This is a genomic window from Paenibacillus sp. EB106-04-04-XG159, from assembly GCF_058791835.1.
This window is the reverse complement of sequence record NZ_JBYTDY010000009.1, coordinates 78,172-95,251: the sequence shown is the minus strand read 5'-3', so window position 1 is coordinate 95,251 and position 17,080 is coordinate 78,172. Positions and strand designations below refer to the sequence as shown.

Sequence of the window (17,080 nt, the reverse complement as noted above, 5' to 3'; positions counted from 1 at the left end):
ATCTGAATATAACAACATCTAGTAGTAAAACACTTACTATTTTCGCATCAGATCACCTCGAATCATAAAGATCATCGATCACATTTGCTGCATTTCACGGATCCAGAGCAGCACTTCTCGGCTGCAGCGTAAATGTCGAAGTACGCTGTTCACTCGCTGAGATTTCCTGACTGACCACATAGCCTTCGCCATTAATCTTGCAGTTATAGTCGATTAAGGAGCAAAGCAGCATCACATCTCGCAGTGATTTCCCTTCCATCAACGGAAGTTCCGTCTCCGATGGATTGTCCGTAAACAGATATAGCGGTTCGCCGATGTATGCCGTTTTCTCATCATACGCTGGATACTGAGACATAACTTGATCACCGCTGCCCAATGCGACATATGGCGCGCCAATTTCCGATAGCTTCGTTTTAGCCTCTTGAATCGACGAGCCTACTAATTGCGGAATTCTCCGCTTTACCGTCTCCTTGACACTCGAGGGTTCAACATCGTGAGTCGGTACTCGCATATATTGCAGCGACTTCTTCATAATAGACTTAAACAATTCTGAGCTTATCCGGCTCCCGCCTGCGTATTGCTTCGGATTATCTATAATCACGTATGTAATCAGCTTAGGATCATTCATTGGAGCGTATCCGATGAAGGAATACATGTTAATGTCTTCATCATACTTTCCGTTAGCTGCTTTAATCGTAGTTCCTGTCTTGCCTGCTACACGGTAACCATCCAGATGGGCATATCTGCCAGTGCCTATTTCCTGATCGGAAACCACTTGCTCTAAATATTCACTAACCTTCCTGGAAGCATCCTTAGATATCACTTGACGTAAACTTTCTATTGGAGTAATGCTCTCTTCACCTGTGGCTGGATCTACTGTTTTATGAAGCAAGTTCGCTCTGTATAGCTGCCCGCCGTTAGCAACTGTCGCAACCCCTGTTGCTTGTTGAATCGGAGTAATCCATATCTGACCGTGCCCATATGACGCTGCAGCGTAATCCGCAGGATATCGCAATTGGATCTGCTTCACCGTCTCTCCAGGGAGCTGGATACCTGTTGCTTGACCGAATCCAAAGCTGCGAATATAGTTTTTCAGCCGTTCTTCTCCCAGCAGCTCATAGCCCAGCTTTACGAACCCTACATTGCTCGAGCGCTTTAGACCTTCCAGATAAGAGATCGGACCCCATCCATCTCGCTTAATATCATGAATCGTCTTCCCACCGACTGTGATCTTCCCTGACAGGAAAGAATCATTCGGTTGAAACACCTGCTCCTGAACTGCTGCCGCTAGTGTAATGATCTTAAACGTAGAGCCCGGCTCATAGACAGATTTTATCGCATGATTATAGTGCGCCCCTATGTCATCCTCCCAATAACGATTAGGATCATAGTTTGGTAGATTGGCCATTGCTAGAACGTCTCCAGAGTTTGGATCCATCGTAATAACGGTCATACTATCTGGTGTATATTCTTTATATATTTGCCTCATTGACTCCTCTACGATCGCTTGGAGATTCGCGTCAATAGTTAGATACACATCCTGACCATCCCTTGGCGGCTCGTATATTTGTTCGGAATTCGGCAGTTTGTTGCCTTGGCGATCTTTATCATATTGAATCCAACCGTCACTGCCCTTTAGCGATGTATCGAAATAAGCTTCTGCCCCAGTAACAGCTTTGCCGTCACGATCAATGTAGCCTAGTACATGAGATGCCAGATTGCCGTTTGGATAATACCTCTTCGTATCATCTATCAGATAGACACCGATATCCTTTAATTCCGTCTTAGCTTTAATCCTGTTTACCAACGCTTTCAGATCATCACCAAGCACGAAATCTACCTTGTATCCTTCACTTCTAACTTCACGGTACGCAAAATACTCTCCGTTGCTCCGCTTGTCCGACACGAGCTTAAACAGCTCGTCCTTAGGCTTCTGTAAAATGGTAGACAATCCTTCGACTATGTCCTTTTCCACATTAATTCGTTTCTCGACTAAATCATCACTTTTTTTCAGCTGTTGAATCAATGCCGGATTAACGACTACCGTGTAGGCGGCGCCTTCAATGGCTAATAACGTACCGTTACGGTCGTATATTTTACCTCTGTTGGCTGGGAGCTCCTTCTTAGTTGACCATGTCTTGAGTGCTTCGTTCATCCAAAATGGTTGATTGATCACCTGATACCATACGAGACGCGAGAGCAGCACGATAAATAAAAACAAGAATAGACTCATAATCGTTATCGTTCTGACTTTAATACGTTTCTCCATACTCAACCCTCTTATCTTTCAGAGATAATGGAATCCGTAGTCGAGGCTACTTACTGAATTAAATGCTTGTGAGGGTCTATCAAGTTGAGGTTCGATGTGCTTATAGAAGCTGTTGCTGTGAGGTTGCTCTTGATGAGCTCTTGATGGGATTATCATGTCGATTCCAATGCCCAACATGAAACTGTATAACTGATTACATAGGCATCCTACCTTTATTTCCTAGTCGTGTCAATCGCATCGCAAAATCAGTGCTTGAATGCCTTCGTAGGCTGCACACGGAATATATCATTTCTTCCCTTTCTGTTTGTTAAGCTCATCCTTAAGCGCGAAGCACTCCTCAAGATTAATCTCATATACGTTAGCTAACGCTAAAGTATAATATAATACGTCCGCAAGCTCCTCCTCGATTGTCCCTTTAATCGTCTTGGACCTCGATAATCTCTTATCCTTGCGGACCACATCCGCCAATTCTCCAACTTCCTCCACTAATTTCAGAAAATAACCTATCTTTTCGTGCGGGCGATGATCCGTTTGCTTAATGTAGTTCTGCAATTGCGCTAGTGTTAATCCATTATCCATATGTCTTCCCCCCAGGTTATGTTGTTCTTCGATGCAGCAGATTAACTGCTGCCCATGATGGAATGATTCAGATCCTCATTCATGCCATTATATGATGCAATCGTGAATACGACTTTATATTGGGCGCTTAATCTTCTATGGTATCGACTACTTTACCATATTTTCTCGAAATAAGTACAGGCTGCCTGAAGGCAGCCTGCGCGCGGTACACACTATCACTTATACTTATTCCAGTCCATCTTGCTATTCTTAAGCAGGTACTCGAAGTCGTTCTCTCGACGCTTCTGTTCCGCTTTGCGTTCTGCCTCTGCTTGCAATCTCTCTTGTTCCTTCCGCTGATCTTCCGCAGCCTGAAGCTCATTAGCTTGAGCCTTCAGCTTGCTCAACACATCTGCACCGAGCAGATCCTTCAGCGTAGCAGGCTTATCTCCCGCAGCAGCTTGCGGGGCAGGTGCGGAATGTCTCTTCTTCGCCATGATGATCACCTCAATTTCCCCATCATTATAGCAGGAATAGCCATTATTCGCTATATAAGCTATGTTAAATCATCCACGATGATCGCGTATACCACTCCCGGCCCGTGAACACCAATAGTAAGATCGTTCTCAATATCAGCGGATCGGCTTGGCCCTGAAATGAAATGAACACCTGCAGGCAGCTGCTGCAGCGGGAGCGCATCCAATGGGCGCAGCATTTCACCAAGGCGAGTCAGCAAGCGCTCAGCGGGAATCAGGATGACGAGCGCAGTCGGCAGCAAGCTGACCGTGCGGCCTTGACGGGAGGCAGACATCGTCACGACTGAGCCTGTGTAAGCGACAGCCTGCTCAGCAACGATGAATCCGATATCAGCCCCCGCGGCCACTGCCTGAAGCTGCTCTCTGCCGTATTCATCGATATCCGCCGCATCCCAATACGTTGATTCCACGTCTGCACACGTTTCCACTGCTAATTGATTCAGCAATGCATGATCATGCAGCAGCAAATGGGTTGCTTGCAGCTCCACGATCAGCTGATGGATATATTCCCTAGCAGCCTCCATATGAGGAACTCGAACGGAGTGACCGCCGGCCAGCTTCCAATTGCTCATGAACAATTCGGCTCGTTCCGCGAGCGATAATTCGAATTCATTCCAATACGCGGGAGCACCCTTCACCGCTCTTGGAGGAGGCGCTGCAAGAGGCACTTTCCTACCTAATCGCGCCGCAATGTTACGCATGAATTGATCCTGCTTAGCCAAGGCTCGACGGTGCAGCTGTTCCTGAACATCCTTTGTCTGCTCACTCATCCATACTGCCCCCCTTCTGGCGTCGTTCGTTCAAGATCCGCTCCATTCGCTGCAATTGCTCCGCTTGCATCGGTTGGATCTCTTGCCTTATATCCGCCATCTGTTCCTTCCACGCTTCCCTGAACGTCTGCTGCGGCAGACTCGGCAGATGGCGATAGGCGTTCCAGCCCTTCAACGGGCCGATTCTCGCCTTGATCACACCTTGGCGCACAACCGCTCGCTGCCCAAGGCGACCCAATCTCACGAGCTTGCTCATGCGGCCAGCGCTTCCCATCGCATATCCGAACATGGACATGCCAAGCTGCTCCAGCTTGTCGGTATGTCCATGTTCCACCTTACGGCGGCGCAGATGAACGAGCATATCGTGCAGCGGTATCTTGACCGGGCACGCTTCATAGCAGGCGCCGCACAGGCTTGATGCGTTGGCAATGTCGTCCCATTCCGCGACATTGCGATTCAGCGCGGGCGTCAACACCGCGCCGATTGGACCGCTGTATACGCCCCCATACGCATGTCCGCCGATGTGGCGATATACGGGACATGCATTCAAACAGGCGCCGCAGCGAATACAATTCAATAGCTCTTGGAATTGGGGGTCGCCCAGCTGCTCGGAGCGCCCATTGTCCAATATGATGATGTGCATCTCTTCTGGACCATCGCCGTCCTGTGTGCGACGTGGCCCCGAGATGATCGACATGTACACCGTCAGTTTCTGTCCGGTCGCTGACCTTGGCAGCAGCGTCGCCATCACCTCTAGATCATCCAGTGTCGGGATGATTCGTTCCATGCCCATGAACGTAATCTGCGTCTTCGGAACGGTGCTGACCATGCGGGCATTGCCTTCATTTTCAAACAACACCATCGACCCTGTCTCTGCAATCGCGAAGTTGCACCCCGTCATCCCGATATCGGCCTCCAGAAACTTCTCACGCAGCTTCCTGCGCACGAAACCTGCCAATATGCCGGTGTCCGGCGGCAGCGTCTCACCCGCTTCCTTCGACAGCAGCTCGGCGATCTGATGCCTGTTCTTATGAATAGCCGGAATAATAATGTGCGAAGGTGCTTCCCCCGCAAGCTGAATAATGTATTCACCTAGATCCGTTTCAATTGTTTCGATATCGGCTTGCTCAAGCGCATGATTGATATGCAGCTCTTCGGACACCATCGACTTCGATTTCACTACACTCGCGGCTTGCTTCTGCTTGGCTATTGACAGCGCGATCTGAACCGCTTCGGCACCCGTGGTAGCAAAGTGAACATGCGTCCCGTGGCTCCTCGCATTTTCAGCAAACACGCTCAAGTAATAATCCAGATGCGCAATCGTGTGGAGTCGAATCTGACGCCCCCGCTCTCTCCACTCTTCCCAGTGCCCATGCTCCTCAGCCGCAGTAAGCTTCCCATTTTTCAAGCGTTCAGTTGTATACTTGACCGCTTGACGCAGAAAGTCGTTATTGAGCGCGATATCGGCACGTTTCTTCACTGACTGCTTCTGTTCAGACACGCTCATACTTGCCGCTCACTCCTTCCGCCAACAGCTCCGCCAGATGCATGACGCGAAGCTTCTGTCCGCGATGCATCAGATTGCCTGAGATGTTCATCAGGCAGCCAAGATCCAAGCCAACCAGCACTTCAGCTTCTGTTTCCAGCACATGATCCGCCTTCTCAGTGACCATCGCGCCCGAGATCACAGCCATCTTGACGGCGAACGTGCCGCCGAAGCCGCAGCAATCCTCCGCATGCGGGAGCGGAACCAGCTCTATTCCTCGCACATGCCGCATCAGCAGCTGTGGCTCTTGCTGTATCCCTAGCAGCCTGCTGCCGTGACAGGATGGATGATACGCGACCTTATGCGGAAATGCCGCACCCATATCCGTCACGCCTAGCACATGAACCATAAACTGTGTAAATTCATAGGTCTTAGATTGCAATTGTTCCGCCTTGCTCAGCCATTCAGGTTCATCCTTAAACAGCTCAGGATAATAGTGATGAATCATCCCTGCACAAGAACCGGAAGGAGTCACGACGTAATCGCTTTCATCAAATGCCGTAAGCAGTGTCTTCGCCGATTGACGAGCCTCCTTCCAGTATCCGCTGTTGAACGCAGGCTGACCGCAGCATGTCTGAACTTCCGGAACATCCAGCTCAATGCCGTACCGCGCTAGTATACGCGCAACGGCTATCCCTACCTGCGGATACATCATGTCGCTTAGACAAGTTATAAAGTAAGAGACCTTCAACATGACACCTGCTTTCATCGTCAACTTTTCGTATAAATCATAATAGAGAGACACACAACAATTTCACACGGATGTTCAAGCGTTAGAAGCATGTAATATGACTATATTCAAGAGATCTATCGGTAACTCTAATTCCATAGAATTATGCACATTGTACATTTATCACCCAGTATATGACAATACCTCAGCTGAAATTTATGGTATTTGATGGCATTGAATATGCTGGCAACTGCAATCGAACTACTTTATTAATAAAAGATATGGTGCTATATTCATCTACGTATATATTTATTTAACATTTGGAGGTGCATACCGTATGAATCATGCTCAGCAAAATATTGAACTGGCTCAGGTTTATCTGAATTCCGTCGTAAGTAAATTTCAAGAGCTTAAAGTGTTGGCTGAGAAAGGCATGAAGCAATTAGAGCGAGCCGAGGACTGGCATTGGGTACCTGAACCGGAATCCAACAGTATCGCGGTAATCGTGAAGCATATGAGCGGCAATATGATCTCGCGATGGACGGATTTTCTGACAACGGACGGAGAGAAGAACTCCCGGCAACGGGATGAAGAGTTTGAAGATAATATGGACTCGCCTGAACACATATGGAGCATATGGGAGCAAGGGTGGGACGTTTTTCTAACTACCTTGAATGAATTGAAGCCCGACGATCTGCTGCGCACGGTTACTATTCGCCAGGAACCGCTTCTCGTGGTCGATGCTATTGAACGTCAGATGTCGCACTATTCCTATCATGTAGGACAGATTGTGTATCTGGCCAAATGCATCGCCTCCTCATCCTGGACGACACTTTCGATACCGAAGCGCAAATCACTCTAGTAAATATACCTGCATAATATTAGCCCGCCTTCCCATGCGAGAGAAGAGCGGGCTATATGATATGTATCTGATGTGATCATGCCTATCAACTTTCTGAAGCGATAACCTTTTTCGTAAAATAGAGATTCAGATCATCATCAACCCTTACCGTACTGCCCGGCTCAACGGATTGGTGTTGATAGATGAGGCCTTTGCCGTCTAACGTGTACCCTCTGCGGCAGTATATGCGCTGCGCTTGACCGTAATCAGCATACAATCCAACGCCTATTCCGACTTCTGGACTGAATGCCGCAGCAGCTTCCTCTAACTGTCGGATTAATTCGTTGGCAATCCCTTGTCGCCGATATTGCGGGAACACGACAAGGTCGTTGATCTCCGGTATCCCTCTCTCCCGAAAATGCGGATAGTCCGAAAGCAGCTTTAAATGGGTGCAGCCTGCAATTTGTTGATCCACAAACGCAACGACTGTTATTCGTGTTCCATTTAAATTTTGTTCCAAGCAATCAGCGAAGTAGCTCTCTGCTCGTATCGACCCTTCACGCCTGTAAGCATCCTCCAACTGATGCTGGAGCTCCTTAGTCAGCAATCGCTCGTATATGACCTTCACGCTTCCACTTCCTCTCATTACTCACTATGTCAATTCACACACTAAGCATGCAGCACTGCGGAGGTTATATCTTGCTAAATAATTGAGTCAGATCTCCTACAGCTGGAGCAAAATAAGTTGGCCGGCTGCCCTGCAATTCTTCCTCGCTACCATACCCAAACCCTACTGCGATCGAGTCAATCTCATTTTTACGAGCGCCAATTATATCATGCTTGCGGTCGCCTATCATAATGACTGACGAAAGATCACAATTATAGGTATCTAATATATGCTTTATGACAAGAGCCTTGTCTGTTCGAGTACCATCGAGCTCACTCCCGACAATCTCGTCAAAGTATTGGTCAATCTGAAAATGCTTTACTATCGGTTCAGCAAATACGGTTGGCTTAGAAGTCGCTACGAATAATTTACGTTTCTGTTGTTTTAATAGAACTAGCAGCTCGCGAATACCAGGATAGATTTCATTTTCCAACATACCGCGTTCTCTAAAATACTCACGATACGCCTCGATCGCGCGAGTACTTTCCGCTTCATTGAAATTGTAATAGATCTTAAAGGATTCCATTAGCGGCGGCCCGATAAACGGTTCAAGCTGGTCGAGATCTTCGACGTAAATATCAAATTTTCGTAATGCATGCTGAACGGACTTTGTAATTCCTACTTTCGGATCTGTTAAAGTTCCGTCTAGATCAAAGCAAATCGTTGTGTATCGCATCGTTGCCTTCCTTTCTATACTGTGTTAATAAACCCTGCCCAGCAAAGGAGCCGCATTCGCGAAGCGATGCGTGCTAAAGCCTTGAAATGTTGAGTTAAGTATAGCATCACTTACAATCGACAAAAAGAACAATAGACCGCAGATCTCTGCACAGTCTATTGTTCTTCTAGATGTGTGTAGCATGGAATCGTTCGTCTACTAGTTACGCTTAACGGGTCACGATCTTATCGATGAGGCCGTAAGCAAGCGCATCCTCCGCGTTCATAAAGAAATCCCGGTCGCTGTCTTTGGCAATGCGCTCCAGAGATTGCCCTGTGCGATCAGCCAACAGCTGATTGATCTTCTCACGTGTCTTAAGAATCCACTCTGCATGTATACGGATGTCTGATGCTTGCCCGCGCGCTCCACCTAGAGGTTGGTGAATCATAACCTCACAGTTAGGTAGCCCGAGGCGCTTCCCTTTAGCTCCACCGGCCAACAATATCGCGCCAAAGCTTGCAGCCATCCCGATGCAGATCGTGGAGACGTCCGGCTTAATATGCTGCATCGTATCGTAGATTGCGAAGCCTGCCGTTACCGAGCCGCCTGGTGAATTAATGTACATCTGGATGTCCCGCTCCGAATCGTCTGCGGCTAGAAATAACAGCTGGGCGATAATGGAGTTGGCTAACGCATCATTAATCTCATCTCCGACCATAATGATTCGATCCCTCAATAAGCGTGAGTAAATATCATAGCTCCGCTCACCGCCCTTTGTCTGTTCGATGACATAAGGAATAACATTCATCTCATCATTAACCTCCCTTTAAGCTGCAGCAAAATGGTATTTCGAAAGTAAGCACGTTGGACCGTTTGACGCTCTGCGCGCTGGCTTTTGGGCAGCCATCACATGCAGATGGCTGATCGCTTGAACTTGATCGATCGAGTCGGTCTGCAGCAAACGAACTACTGCAGCTGCATCGCCAATACGCAGCGCCTGCGCATATTGAAGCAGAGCTTGCCTGTCGTCCCCGCTAAGCTGCTCAGAGTAACTGTGCAGATCAGCTGCCGCACTCACCGCCTTGCGGGCGCGATTCAATACCGACTTGACTGCGCCTTCAGTCGTCTGAAGAAGCCGCGCTACATCAGCATTGGAGAAGTTAAAGCCTTCTCGCAGCAAGAACACCGCACGTTGAAGTGGAGATAAGCAAGTGATAAGCAGTCGGAGCGCTTCATCGAGCTCAACACCTTGTTCAATCGGCACAGTGGCTGCTTGAGTCAATTCCATCGCCTTACGCTGAGCTGTTTCTTCTCGCCTCTTCTGATCCAGCCACCTATTTTTGGCGATGTGCAACATAAATGCTTGTGGTGCAGGATGCTGTTCCCACTCCTGCTGCATCGGCAGCAGTCTAAGTATCGTATCCTGTGCCAAATCTTCCGCGTCCCAACGAGTATGTGTCAAGCTTGTGCAATATTGTATGAGGTCGGAGCGTACTTCTTCCCATACGAAGCCCGCTTGCCGAGATGCTGAGGGATGTTCGTTAAGCTGTTGTTTAGCCATATGGAGCCTCCTCTTGCTGATCATTCATTAGATAAACGAATGAGCGCTCCGAAAGGATACGCTGTTTCTTTATTATTATACTCTGTTAATAAATGGAAACCGCACCTGCGTAGATGTGCAAGATGCGGCCAGACGTTTATATTCTTGCAGGAAATGTAGAAAAACACAACCTGAGTTCCCTCTTCGATTGCCGAAGCGGACACACGAGACGTTATTTGTACCTAAAGTGGCCAAATTGCCCTGTTCGCGGACCGTAGAGACGTTATTCCTGCAATATCACCGGATAATCAATCATTTCCAAGCAAATAACGGCTTCTGTGTCCGCAAAACCCTAACTGACCCTGAAAAGTTCACAAATAGCGGCTCCTGAGTCCACATAAACGAGCTAGCAAGCAGTATGTAGATTAGTATACTGATGCGGTAGTCAAATCAGTGTTATTTTGTACCATTTCAAGGTAATTAATGCTAAATGTAAAGTTCATGCTCTACGTCAGACCAACCGGTCATAATCCTAGATAGACTTAAATATAACTTCCAAACCTGCCTGCAACTCTTCTTTCCAATATAAATAGATGAAACTCGAATCCCCTAATGAAAGCAAGCTAGCATTCAAGAAGGGATTATCGAGTTTAGATCATACGAATAGGCTCACCAAATAGACAAGGAAGCATATAGTAATAGCATATTACCAGAACTTTTTGCTAGGTGCAGGTATCATCATAGGTTTCTTGGCTTGTTGAACATTTCTTCTGTTGGGATAATCGGCCGATACCTTACGCGGTCCATTGTTCCACCAAGTCATGTTTGGTTTTTTGGCATTAGCTTCTTTATCAGAACGGCAGAAACACATTGTACATCACCTCCTATCGAATGATCTGCTGTTAGTATATGAAATATTCGCTAGCAGGATTGGACGAACATAGGGGGTGTACGAATAGGTATGCTTCTGTCATATCAAAGGAGGAATCTTGCAATGGAGAACTTTACTTGGCTGTACTTCATCATGTTGGCGTTTGCTAGCTTTCGCCTGACTCATCTGATTGTCTATGACGATATTACGGAGAAGCTGCGTAATATCTTTATCGTGAGAACAGAACAATATGATGATGATCAGCAGCTAATCGTCATGCATGATGCACGCGGCACTGGGCTGCGCAGATGGATTGGACGAATCTTGATGTGCCATTGGTGCACAGGAGTATGGTCTTCAATTATTTTGACCCTTCTATTTCTATTCGTTCCAGGCGCCATATGGCTTATCGTTATATTAGCAGCCGCCGGTGTGGCTGCAATAATCGAATCAATCGCACTTCGCTTATAGAATATTGCCGAATTATGTACGCAGCAGTTCCGTTTGACGTTGGTTGATCAGATCTTCAAATATCGGTCGTTGGACAGTACTGATATCTTGAAGATCGATTGACATCAAGTCTTTAAATACAAGCTGCTGCGTCTCATTTTCGGAATCTCGATAGATTAAGGTTACACCGTCCGGCTCAACTCTATTGCTTAGATCCGCTTCTGCTTCAAATAGAAACATGACGAATACAACTTCATTGCCATCTGGATATTGATACTGCATTCGAGGACCCGAATATATCGAATATAAGTGATATTGAGATACGGTTAATCCTGTCTCTTCAGAGACTTCCCTCAACATTGTCTCTTCGATCGTCTCACCAGGCTCCATGCCTCCGCCTGGAAGTCCCCAATTTCCATAATCGGAGCGCTTCTGCAGCAGCACTCTGCCGCGTCTATCCCGAATGATCGCTCCGCCTGTTACGATTATCGTTTGTTTCATATTGTGTTCTCCTTCTCTGTGGCCGCAATATTTACACTCGCTTAACGATTCAAATATCTAGATGTGCTTGTATAACCTTAGAAAGCTCTTGCTTGCAGCGATAGCGGTCATAATCAGAATTATTAACTTTCACCTTAGGAATTGTCAGCTGTTCATAGATGTTCATTTCCACTTGATAACGTTCCTTCAACACTTGAATGGTACCTTCAATTCCTTCATAATTGCGGCTTTGACCATACCAATTCTCCGTATAGTAGTGGATGAAACCTTCAGACCATTCCTTAGGCCGCTCCAACACAGCCTTCCTGAAAGATGCCTCCACATCATCCTGATCAATATAAATGACTAATGGATTCAGCTTGACAATGGTGTTAGCCAATTGATTTACATATCGAGTGACTATCTTCTCGGAAGCTCCATACTTGATCATCCCGATCGTTACCGGGTTTTGAATAAAACAGCAATCAAAAATGTACGTCTTCTCTTCCAGAAGCGCACGATCTGCGAACTGCTGCCAACGGCTTGTAATGAGCTGTATATTCTGATGTAAGAGCAATTCATAAACATCATGCTCAAAGATCTGCTTATATAAGTCATCTGGGAAGTCGGAACCATATTTCTGGATCATCTTGCGATAAGGAAGCTCGTAGTGCTTCCCCTGTTGGATTACGCTGTTCATGATGAGTGAATGAAGATCACTGTCTTTTACATCAAGATTAAACAACTGTTCCTTTGTAAAATAAGCAACACCATCATAGTCTGCTGGATGATCAAGGTCCCCTTCCAGCACTAGTTCAGGCTGCGCATTTGTCTCTTTCAGTACTTCGCTCGCTAGCCGCGCCGCTGTAGATTTACCGAAGCCTGGCAAGCCTTCGATGAGAATCAACTTCGATTTCATAGAGCATCCTTCCTCTATATAAAGGTTGTCATAATCATAACATAGCATGTTTCTGCTCGTGTATCACATATTACATAATATATATTCGTACAAATAAAAACACCATCCGATAGCTCGGACAGTGTCGAATTAGACTACGTAAGCCCAATGAATTCAAAGATTCCAAGAACATAAAACAGCACGATCACCCCTATTGCAAACATCAGCAAGGCTGTACCTCTTCCCCGTTTGTCAGGGTCATCACTAAATACGTAAATACCACCTACGATTAAGCCAATTAGAGGGATAAAGAGGGTGACAATATACAGCAATATGACACCAAGCCCAATTCCTTCTTCTTCACTAGGATAGTATTGTCGAGCATCCGTCGTTTGTTTAACCAATGTGCTGCCGCAATATTTGCACTTAATCGTATCGCGGTCAGAAAGCTCATTGCAATGCCAACAAGCAATCTTCGTTTGGGCCCCGTTGAGCAAGGTATATTCTTTGCTGTCGTTAGGTGTCCCCTCGGCCTGAATATCTCGTAATGAGCTGCTGCATACGGTACATATAAGAGCATGCTCCGCATTGGACTCTCCACAATGTTTGCAGGTTTTAACCGCCATTAAGCAATAGCACCTCCGCAGGTTTACGCTTATTTAGTGACGTTAATGATCATATCTATCACTTTATGGATCGCTTGATCTTGATCGTGATGCGACATCTTATCAATCATGGAGCTCTTATGTGCTTCCAACTGTTGGATTGCATCTAATAGTGAGGAATCTGTCAAATGTTCTTCCAGCAGTACATCACAGTAACCTGCCGCCTTGAAGGATTCCGCATTCAAGATCTGATCCCCTCTGCTTGCTTCACGCGACAATGGAATGAGCAGCATTGGCTTGCGCAATGACAGAAACTCGAAAATAGAATTGGAGCCCGCTCTAGATATCACCATATCTGTTATCGCCAACAAGTCTGGAAGCTCATCCTGAATATATTCGACCTGCAAGTAACCATATCGTTGAATAGCTGTATCCATCTGTCCTTTTCCGCAAATATGGATGATCTGATACTTCTGTAATAAATGATCTAGATTATTCCGAATCGCCTGATTAATGCGCTGTGCCCCCAAGCTTCCGCCCATGATGAGAATGACGGGCTTACTGTTCGTGAATCCGCAATAAGCATATCCTCTGCTTGGTTGTCCATGACGAAGCTGTTCACGGATAATAGCCCCTACATGAACGGCCTTATCCTTATGTATAGACGCGGCAACCTCTGGAAAAGTAGCGCATACTTTGGCTGCAAACGGAATGGAGATTCGATTGGCGAGCCCTGGCGTAATATCCGACTCGTGAATAATGACAGGGACTCGGTTTAACCATGCTCCCAGCACGACGGGTACGGCGACGAATCCACCTTTAGAAAATACGACATCTGGCCGAATTTCCCTAATGCGGCGATATGCCTCCATTATACCCTTCACTACGCGAAAGGGATCTTTGATATTCTCCATATCCTTATAACGGCGCCATTTTCCTGTTGATATCCCAACATATCTGACCTGCTCCTGCTGCTTCATTAATTGAGCCTCGATCCCTTGGTGGGAGCCCATATAAGTAACCTGCCAACCTCTATTCATAAAATGAGGAATGAGTGCCTGATTCACCGTCACGTGACCTGCAGATCCGCCTCCTGTGAACAGAATTCGCTTCGTCAATTCGTCTTCCTCCGTTCAATCGATTGATGTCATAATTATCTATTATATATAATAATTCACTTTTGGGTATCTATGTTAAACACAAAAAAAGAAGGAGCCTTAGCGGCTCCCTTGCATTCAGCTTCTATTCCGTCCTAATCTGAACATAATGCTCTTCAACTGGCATCGGGTCATAATAATGATGCAGCAGCGCTTTCCATTCCTCATACTCAGGTGATTGCCCGAAGCCAACTGTATGATCCTTGATGGAATTCCACTTGACGAGAAGAATGTATTTCAGATCTTCCTGAACGCATTTATACAGCTCGTGATGAATATACCCTCTCGTGCCAGCTAAGATCTTCGACGCCTTTCTGAAGCTGCTCTCAAATTCATTTATCGAACCGGGCTTTACCCTCAAGACAGCAACCTCAAGAATCATATACCTCAACTCCGTATTCGTTTTACTCTAATATCTATGAATATCTATTTAACAAATGCCGAAGTTGATACAAGATTCTCGCTCAATATGGTGTCGTTCATCCAGCCAGCAATTCGATTTAAGCGCTCCACGCGCAGTTCAGGATGACCGCTGCGTGACAGATCATGGCTAGCGCCAGGGAATCGAACAAACTGAGTTTTCTTGCCTTGACGTTTTAAAGCTATAAATAATTGCTCTCCTTGCTCGATCGGACAACGCAGGTCTTCTTCTCCATGCAAAATGAGCAGCGGTGTTTCAATCTTATTCACATAGGCCAGCGGTGAGTGCTTCCACAGCTTCTCTAGATCATCCCACGCATTTCCGCCAATCTGATCCTCTGTGAAGAAATAGCCGATATCACTTACGCCATAGAAAGAGATCCAGTTGCTGATCGAACGCTGCGTCACGGCTGCCTTAAATCGATTGGTATGACCTACAATCCAGTTCGTCATAAATCCGCCGTAGCTGCCGCCCGTTACGCCGAGCTTATCAGCATCTACATAATTATAGTGAGCTGTTACATAATCCACGAGCTCCATTACATCCATGTAATCGCGACCGCCATAATCTCCGCGGCAAGCATTCACGAATTGTTGACCGTAGCCATGGCTCCCGCGAGGATTGCAGTACATAACGGCATATCCTTGTGCCGCAAGCAGTTGGAATTCGTGCATGAACGAATTGACATACATCGCATGCGGCCCGCCATGTATTTCGACTATCGCTGGCACTTTATCACCTGGCTGCAAGCCTACTGGCGGAATGATCCATCCCTGTACCGTGCCGCCATCCGAAGCTTCAAACCAGAACGATTCCGGCTTGCTGAGCTCCAGCTCATCCCATAACAAAGCATTGGCTCTCGTTAATTGAACTTCGTCCAAGCTTGCGGTATCGAGCCGATACAGTTCACCTGGCATCAGGTCATTAGCCGCAACTATGATCAGCTCTTGTTCGTTATTCGTACTAGCGAACTGAATAACTTCACGTCCGCCAGTTGCGACCATTTCACAGCCGCCCTCGATACTGAACTTACCAATATGTACACTGCCTTCTGTTGTGATTAGGCTGTATATGGAAGCTCCATCGCTGCTGAACACAGGTGTCGCAGAAGGACCCATCTTCATATCCGTAACAGCGGAATTGCCGAGATGCAGATCCAATCCCCCCATCAGGCATGCCACTTCACCGGTATTGCAATTTACCGAATATAGTTTGGTTGTAGTTGCATTGAAATAGCTGTGATCGCTTGCTAAGAAAGCAATCTTGCTGCCATCTGGCGAATAGACTGGCTTCCCTATATTATATTGCGAGTCGGTGACTCGACGATGCTTATTACCATCACGATCAACGATGAACAGATCATTCTTCAAGGTTAAGTCCGGATCAATCGTCTCATCTTCTAACAACTTCGTTGTATATGCGACCGAAGCGCAGTCTGGAGACCATGCGAAGTCCAAAACATCATATTCGCCTGAAGTGATGGACGTTGTGCATCCATTACCGATCTCATATACGAACAAATGCGACCGCAGCGTGCTATCCAGTAAACCTGCTCCATCAGCCTTAGAGCGGAGACGATCCACAACTACTGCCTGTTTGCCAGGCTTAGCAGGCTGTTCTTGTTCCTCCGTGTCAGCAGCAGAGGTTGACTCGCCAAGCTTCACCTTTGAGGAATAGAGCAGCATGCCGCCATCTGGCGACCAAGCAAATGAATTTACACCTTGCTCTGCAGAAGTAACCGCGTAGGCCTCTCCGCCGTCCGCAGGAATAAACCACACTTGACTCTTCTGATCCACTTTACGCAGAAATGCCAGCTTGCTGCCATCTGGTGACCAGCTCGGAGCGGAATCCTGCTCACCTTGTGTAAATGCGTTATGGCTGCTGCCGTTCACATCCGTTACATAAATACGAGATTGGTACCCGCTCTTATCACTCTTCACTGTTCTGAAAACGTAAGCAATACGATCATTAACCGGATTAACTGTTGGATCGCTAATCCAAGTGAAACGATACAGATCTTCAGCTGTGATGCGTCTTTTATTCATGCGGTGCTGCCTCCTATTTATGAAATGCAGTTCATAGCCCATATATTACCATGATTAATCGGACAGTGGTTACAAGAAGTTGAGCACTGTTCATTTTTCAA

Annotated in this window: 18 protein-coding genes; 2 read left to right on the top strand and 16 right to left on the bottom strand. The window is 46.7% G+C overall.

Annotated elements, in window-relative coordinates; genetic code table 11:
- Nucleotides 1–94: 94 nt before the first annotated feature.
- From AC3WTP_RS12905 to AC3WTP_RS12880, 6 genes are all read right to left on the bottom strand, one after another.
- Nucleotides 95–2,269, bottom strand: a complete 2,175-nt coding sequence (locus AC3WTP_RS12905) for a penicillin-binding transpeptidase domain-containing protein (RefSeq protein ID WP_492395025.1) — start codon at nucleotides 2,267–2,269, stop codon at nucleotides 95–97.
- Between the two features lie 285 nt (nucleotides 2,270–2,554).
- A complete protein-coding gene (locus AC3WTP_RS12900; RefSeq protein ID WP_492395024.1) occupies nucleotides 2,555–2,848 on the bottom strand; it encodes a MazG nucleotide pyrophosphohydrolase domain-containing protein in 294 nt (97 codons plus the stop codon).
- Between the two features lie 215 nt (nucleotides 2,849–3,063).
- Nucleotides 3,064–3,324: a YqkE family protein gene (locus AC3WTP_RS12895; RefSeq protein ID WP_492395023.1), complete on the bottom strand. Its 261-nt coding sequence runs from the start codon at nucleotides 3,322–3,324 to the stop codon at nucleotides 3,064–3,066.
- Between the two features lie 59 nt (nucleotides 3,325–3,383).
- Nucleotides 3,384–4,133 carry a LutC/YkgG family protein gene (locus tag AC3WTP_RS12890; protein ID WP_492395022.1) on the bottom strand — a complete coding sequence of 250 codons (750 nt, stop codon included), beginning with the start codon at nucleotides 4,131–4,133 and terminating at the stop codon, nucleotides 3,384–3,386.
- Nucleotides 4,126–5,640, bottom strand: a complete 1,515-nt coding sequence (locus AC3WTP_RS12885) for a LutB/LldF family L-lactate oxidation iron-sulfur protein (RefSeq protein WP_492395021.1) — start codon at nucleotides 5,638–5,640, stop codon at nucleotides 4,126–4,128. Before AC3WTP_RS12885 ends, AC3WTP_RS12890 begins: the two co-directional genes overlap by 8 nt.
- On the bottom strand, nucleotides 5,627–6,370 hold the full coding sequence (locus AC3WTP_RS12880; RefSeq protein WP_492395133.1) for a (Fe-S)-binding protein: 744 nt from the start codon (nucleotides 6,368–6,370) through the stop codon (nucleotides 5,627–5,629). Before AC3WTP_RS12880 ends, AC3WTP_RS12885 begins: the two co-directional genes overlap by 14 nt.
- Nucleotides 6,371–6,686: 316 nt before the next feature.
- Here AC3WTP_RS12880 and AC3WTP_RS12875 point away from each other — a divergent pair, with 316 nt between their 5' ends.
- Nucleotides 6,687–7,211 (top strand): DUF1572 family protein, encoded by a 525-nt coding sequence (locus AC3WTP_RS12875; protein ID WP_492395020.1) that lies wholly within the window; start codon nucleotides 6,687–6,689, stop codon nucleotides 7,209–7,211.
- Between the two features lie 85 nt (nucleotides 7,212–7,296).
- Here AC3WTP_RS12875 and AC3WTP_RS12870 read toward each other — a convergent pair whose 3' ends face one another.
- The 4 genes from AC3WTP_RS12870 to AC3WTP_RS12855 all read right to left on the bottom strand — a co-directional run bounded on the left by AC3WTP_RS12870 (nucleotide 7,297) and on the right by AC3WTP_RS12855 (nucleotide 10,073).
- Complete coding sequence (locus tag AC3WTP_RS12870; protein ID WP_492395019.1) at nucleotides 7,297–7,818, bottom strand: GNAT family N-acetyltransferase; 522 nt, start codon at nucleotides 7,816–7,818, stop codon at nucleotides 7,297–7,299.
- Nucleotides 7,819–7,882: 64 nt separating this feature from the next.
- A complete protein-coding gene (locus AC3WTP_RS12865; protein WP_492395018.1) occupies nucleotides 7,883–8,533 on the bottom strand; it encodes an HAD family hydrolase in 651 nt (216 codons plus the stop codon).
- A 208-nt stretch (nucleotides 8,534–8,741) separates the two neighbouring features.
- Nucleotides 8,742–9,320, bottom strand: a complete 579-nt coding sequence (clpP, locus tag AC3WTP_RS12860) for an ATP-dependent Clp endopeptidase proteolytic subunit ClpP (RefSeq protein WP_492395017.1) — start codon at nucleotides 9,318–9,320, stop codon at nucleotides 8,742–8,744.
- 18 nt (nucleotides 9,321–9,338) lie between these two features.
- On the bottom strand, nucleotides 9,339–10,073 hold the full coding sequence (locus AC3WTP_RS12855; RefSeq protein WP_492395016.1) for an RNA polymerase sigma factor: 735 nt from the start codon (nucleotides 10,071–10,073) through the stop codon (nucleotides 9,339–9,341).
- A gap of 973 nt (nucleotides 10,074–11,046) precedes the next feature.
- Here AC3WTP_RS12855 and AC3WTP_RS12850 point away from each other — a divergent pair.
- The gene (locus AC3WTP_RS12850; RefSeq protein WP_492395015.1) at nucleotides 11,047–11,394 is read left to right on the top strand and encodes a DUF1360 domain-containing protein; all 348 of its coding nucleotides are present in this window, start codon (nucleotides 11,047–11,049) and stop codon (nucleotides 11,392–11,394) included.
- A gap of 12 nt (nucleotides 11,395–11,406) precedes the next feature.
- Here the strand turns inward: AC3WTP_RS12850 and AC3WTP_RS12845 are convergent, their stop codons facing one another.
- The 6 genes from AC3WTP_RS12845 to AC3WTP_RS12820 all read right to left on the bottom strand — a co-directional run bounded on the left by AC3WTP_RS12845 (nucleotide 11,407) and on the right by AC3WTP_RS12820 (nucleotide 16,979).
- Nucleotides 11,407–11,874 carry an NUDIX domain-containing protein gene (locus tag AC3WTP_RS12845; protein ID WP_492395014.1) on the bottom strand — a complete coding sequence of 156 codons (468 nt, stop codon included), beginning with the start codon at nucleotides 11,872–11,874 and terminating at the stop codon, nucleotides 11,407–11,409.
- Nucleotides 11,875–11,923: 49 nt separating this feature from the next.
- Nucleotides 11,924–12,772, bottom strand: a complete 849-nt coding sequence (locus tag AC3WTP_RS12840) for a P-loop NTPase family protein (RefSeq protein WP_492395013.1) — start codon at nucleotides 12,770–12,772, stop codon at nucleotides 11,924–11,926.
- Between the two features lie 134 nt (nucleotides 12,773–12,906).
- On the bottom strand, nucleotides 12,907–13,377 hold the full coding sequence (locus AC3WTP_RS12835) for a double zinc ribbon domain-containing protein (RefSeq protein ID WP_492395012.1): 471 nt from the start codon (nucleotides 13,375–13,377) through the stop codon (nucleotides 12,907–12,909).
- Between the two features lie 29 nt (nucleotides 13,378–13,406).
- Nucleotides 13,407–14,474: an undecaprenyldiphospho-muramoylpentapeptide beta-N-acetylglucosaminyltransferase gene (gene murG / locus AC3WTP_RS12830; protein WP_492395011.1), complete on the bottom strand. Its 1,068-nt coding sequence runs from the start codon at nucleotides 14,472–14,474 to the stop codon at nucleotides 13,407–13,409.
- Between the two features lie 124 nt (nucleotides 14,475–14,598).
- Entirely contained in the window at nucleotides 14,599–14,895 is a 297-nt protein-coding gene (locus tag AC3WTP_RS12825; RefSeq protein WP_492395010.1) for an antibiotic biosynthesis monooxygenase family protein, read from the bottom strand.
- 44 nt (nucleotides 14,896–14,939) lie between these two features.
- Nucleotides 14,940–16,979 (bottom strand): S9 family peptidase, encoded by a 2,040-nt coding sequence (locus tag AC3WTP_RS12820; protein WP_492395009.1) that lies wholly within the window; start codon nucleotides 16,977–16,979, stop codon nucleotides 14,940–14,942.
- Nucleotides 16,980–17,080: the final 101 nt, after the last annotated feature.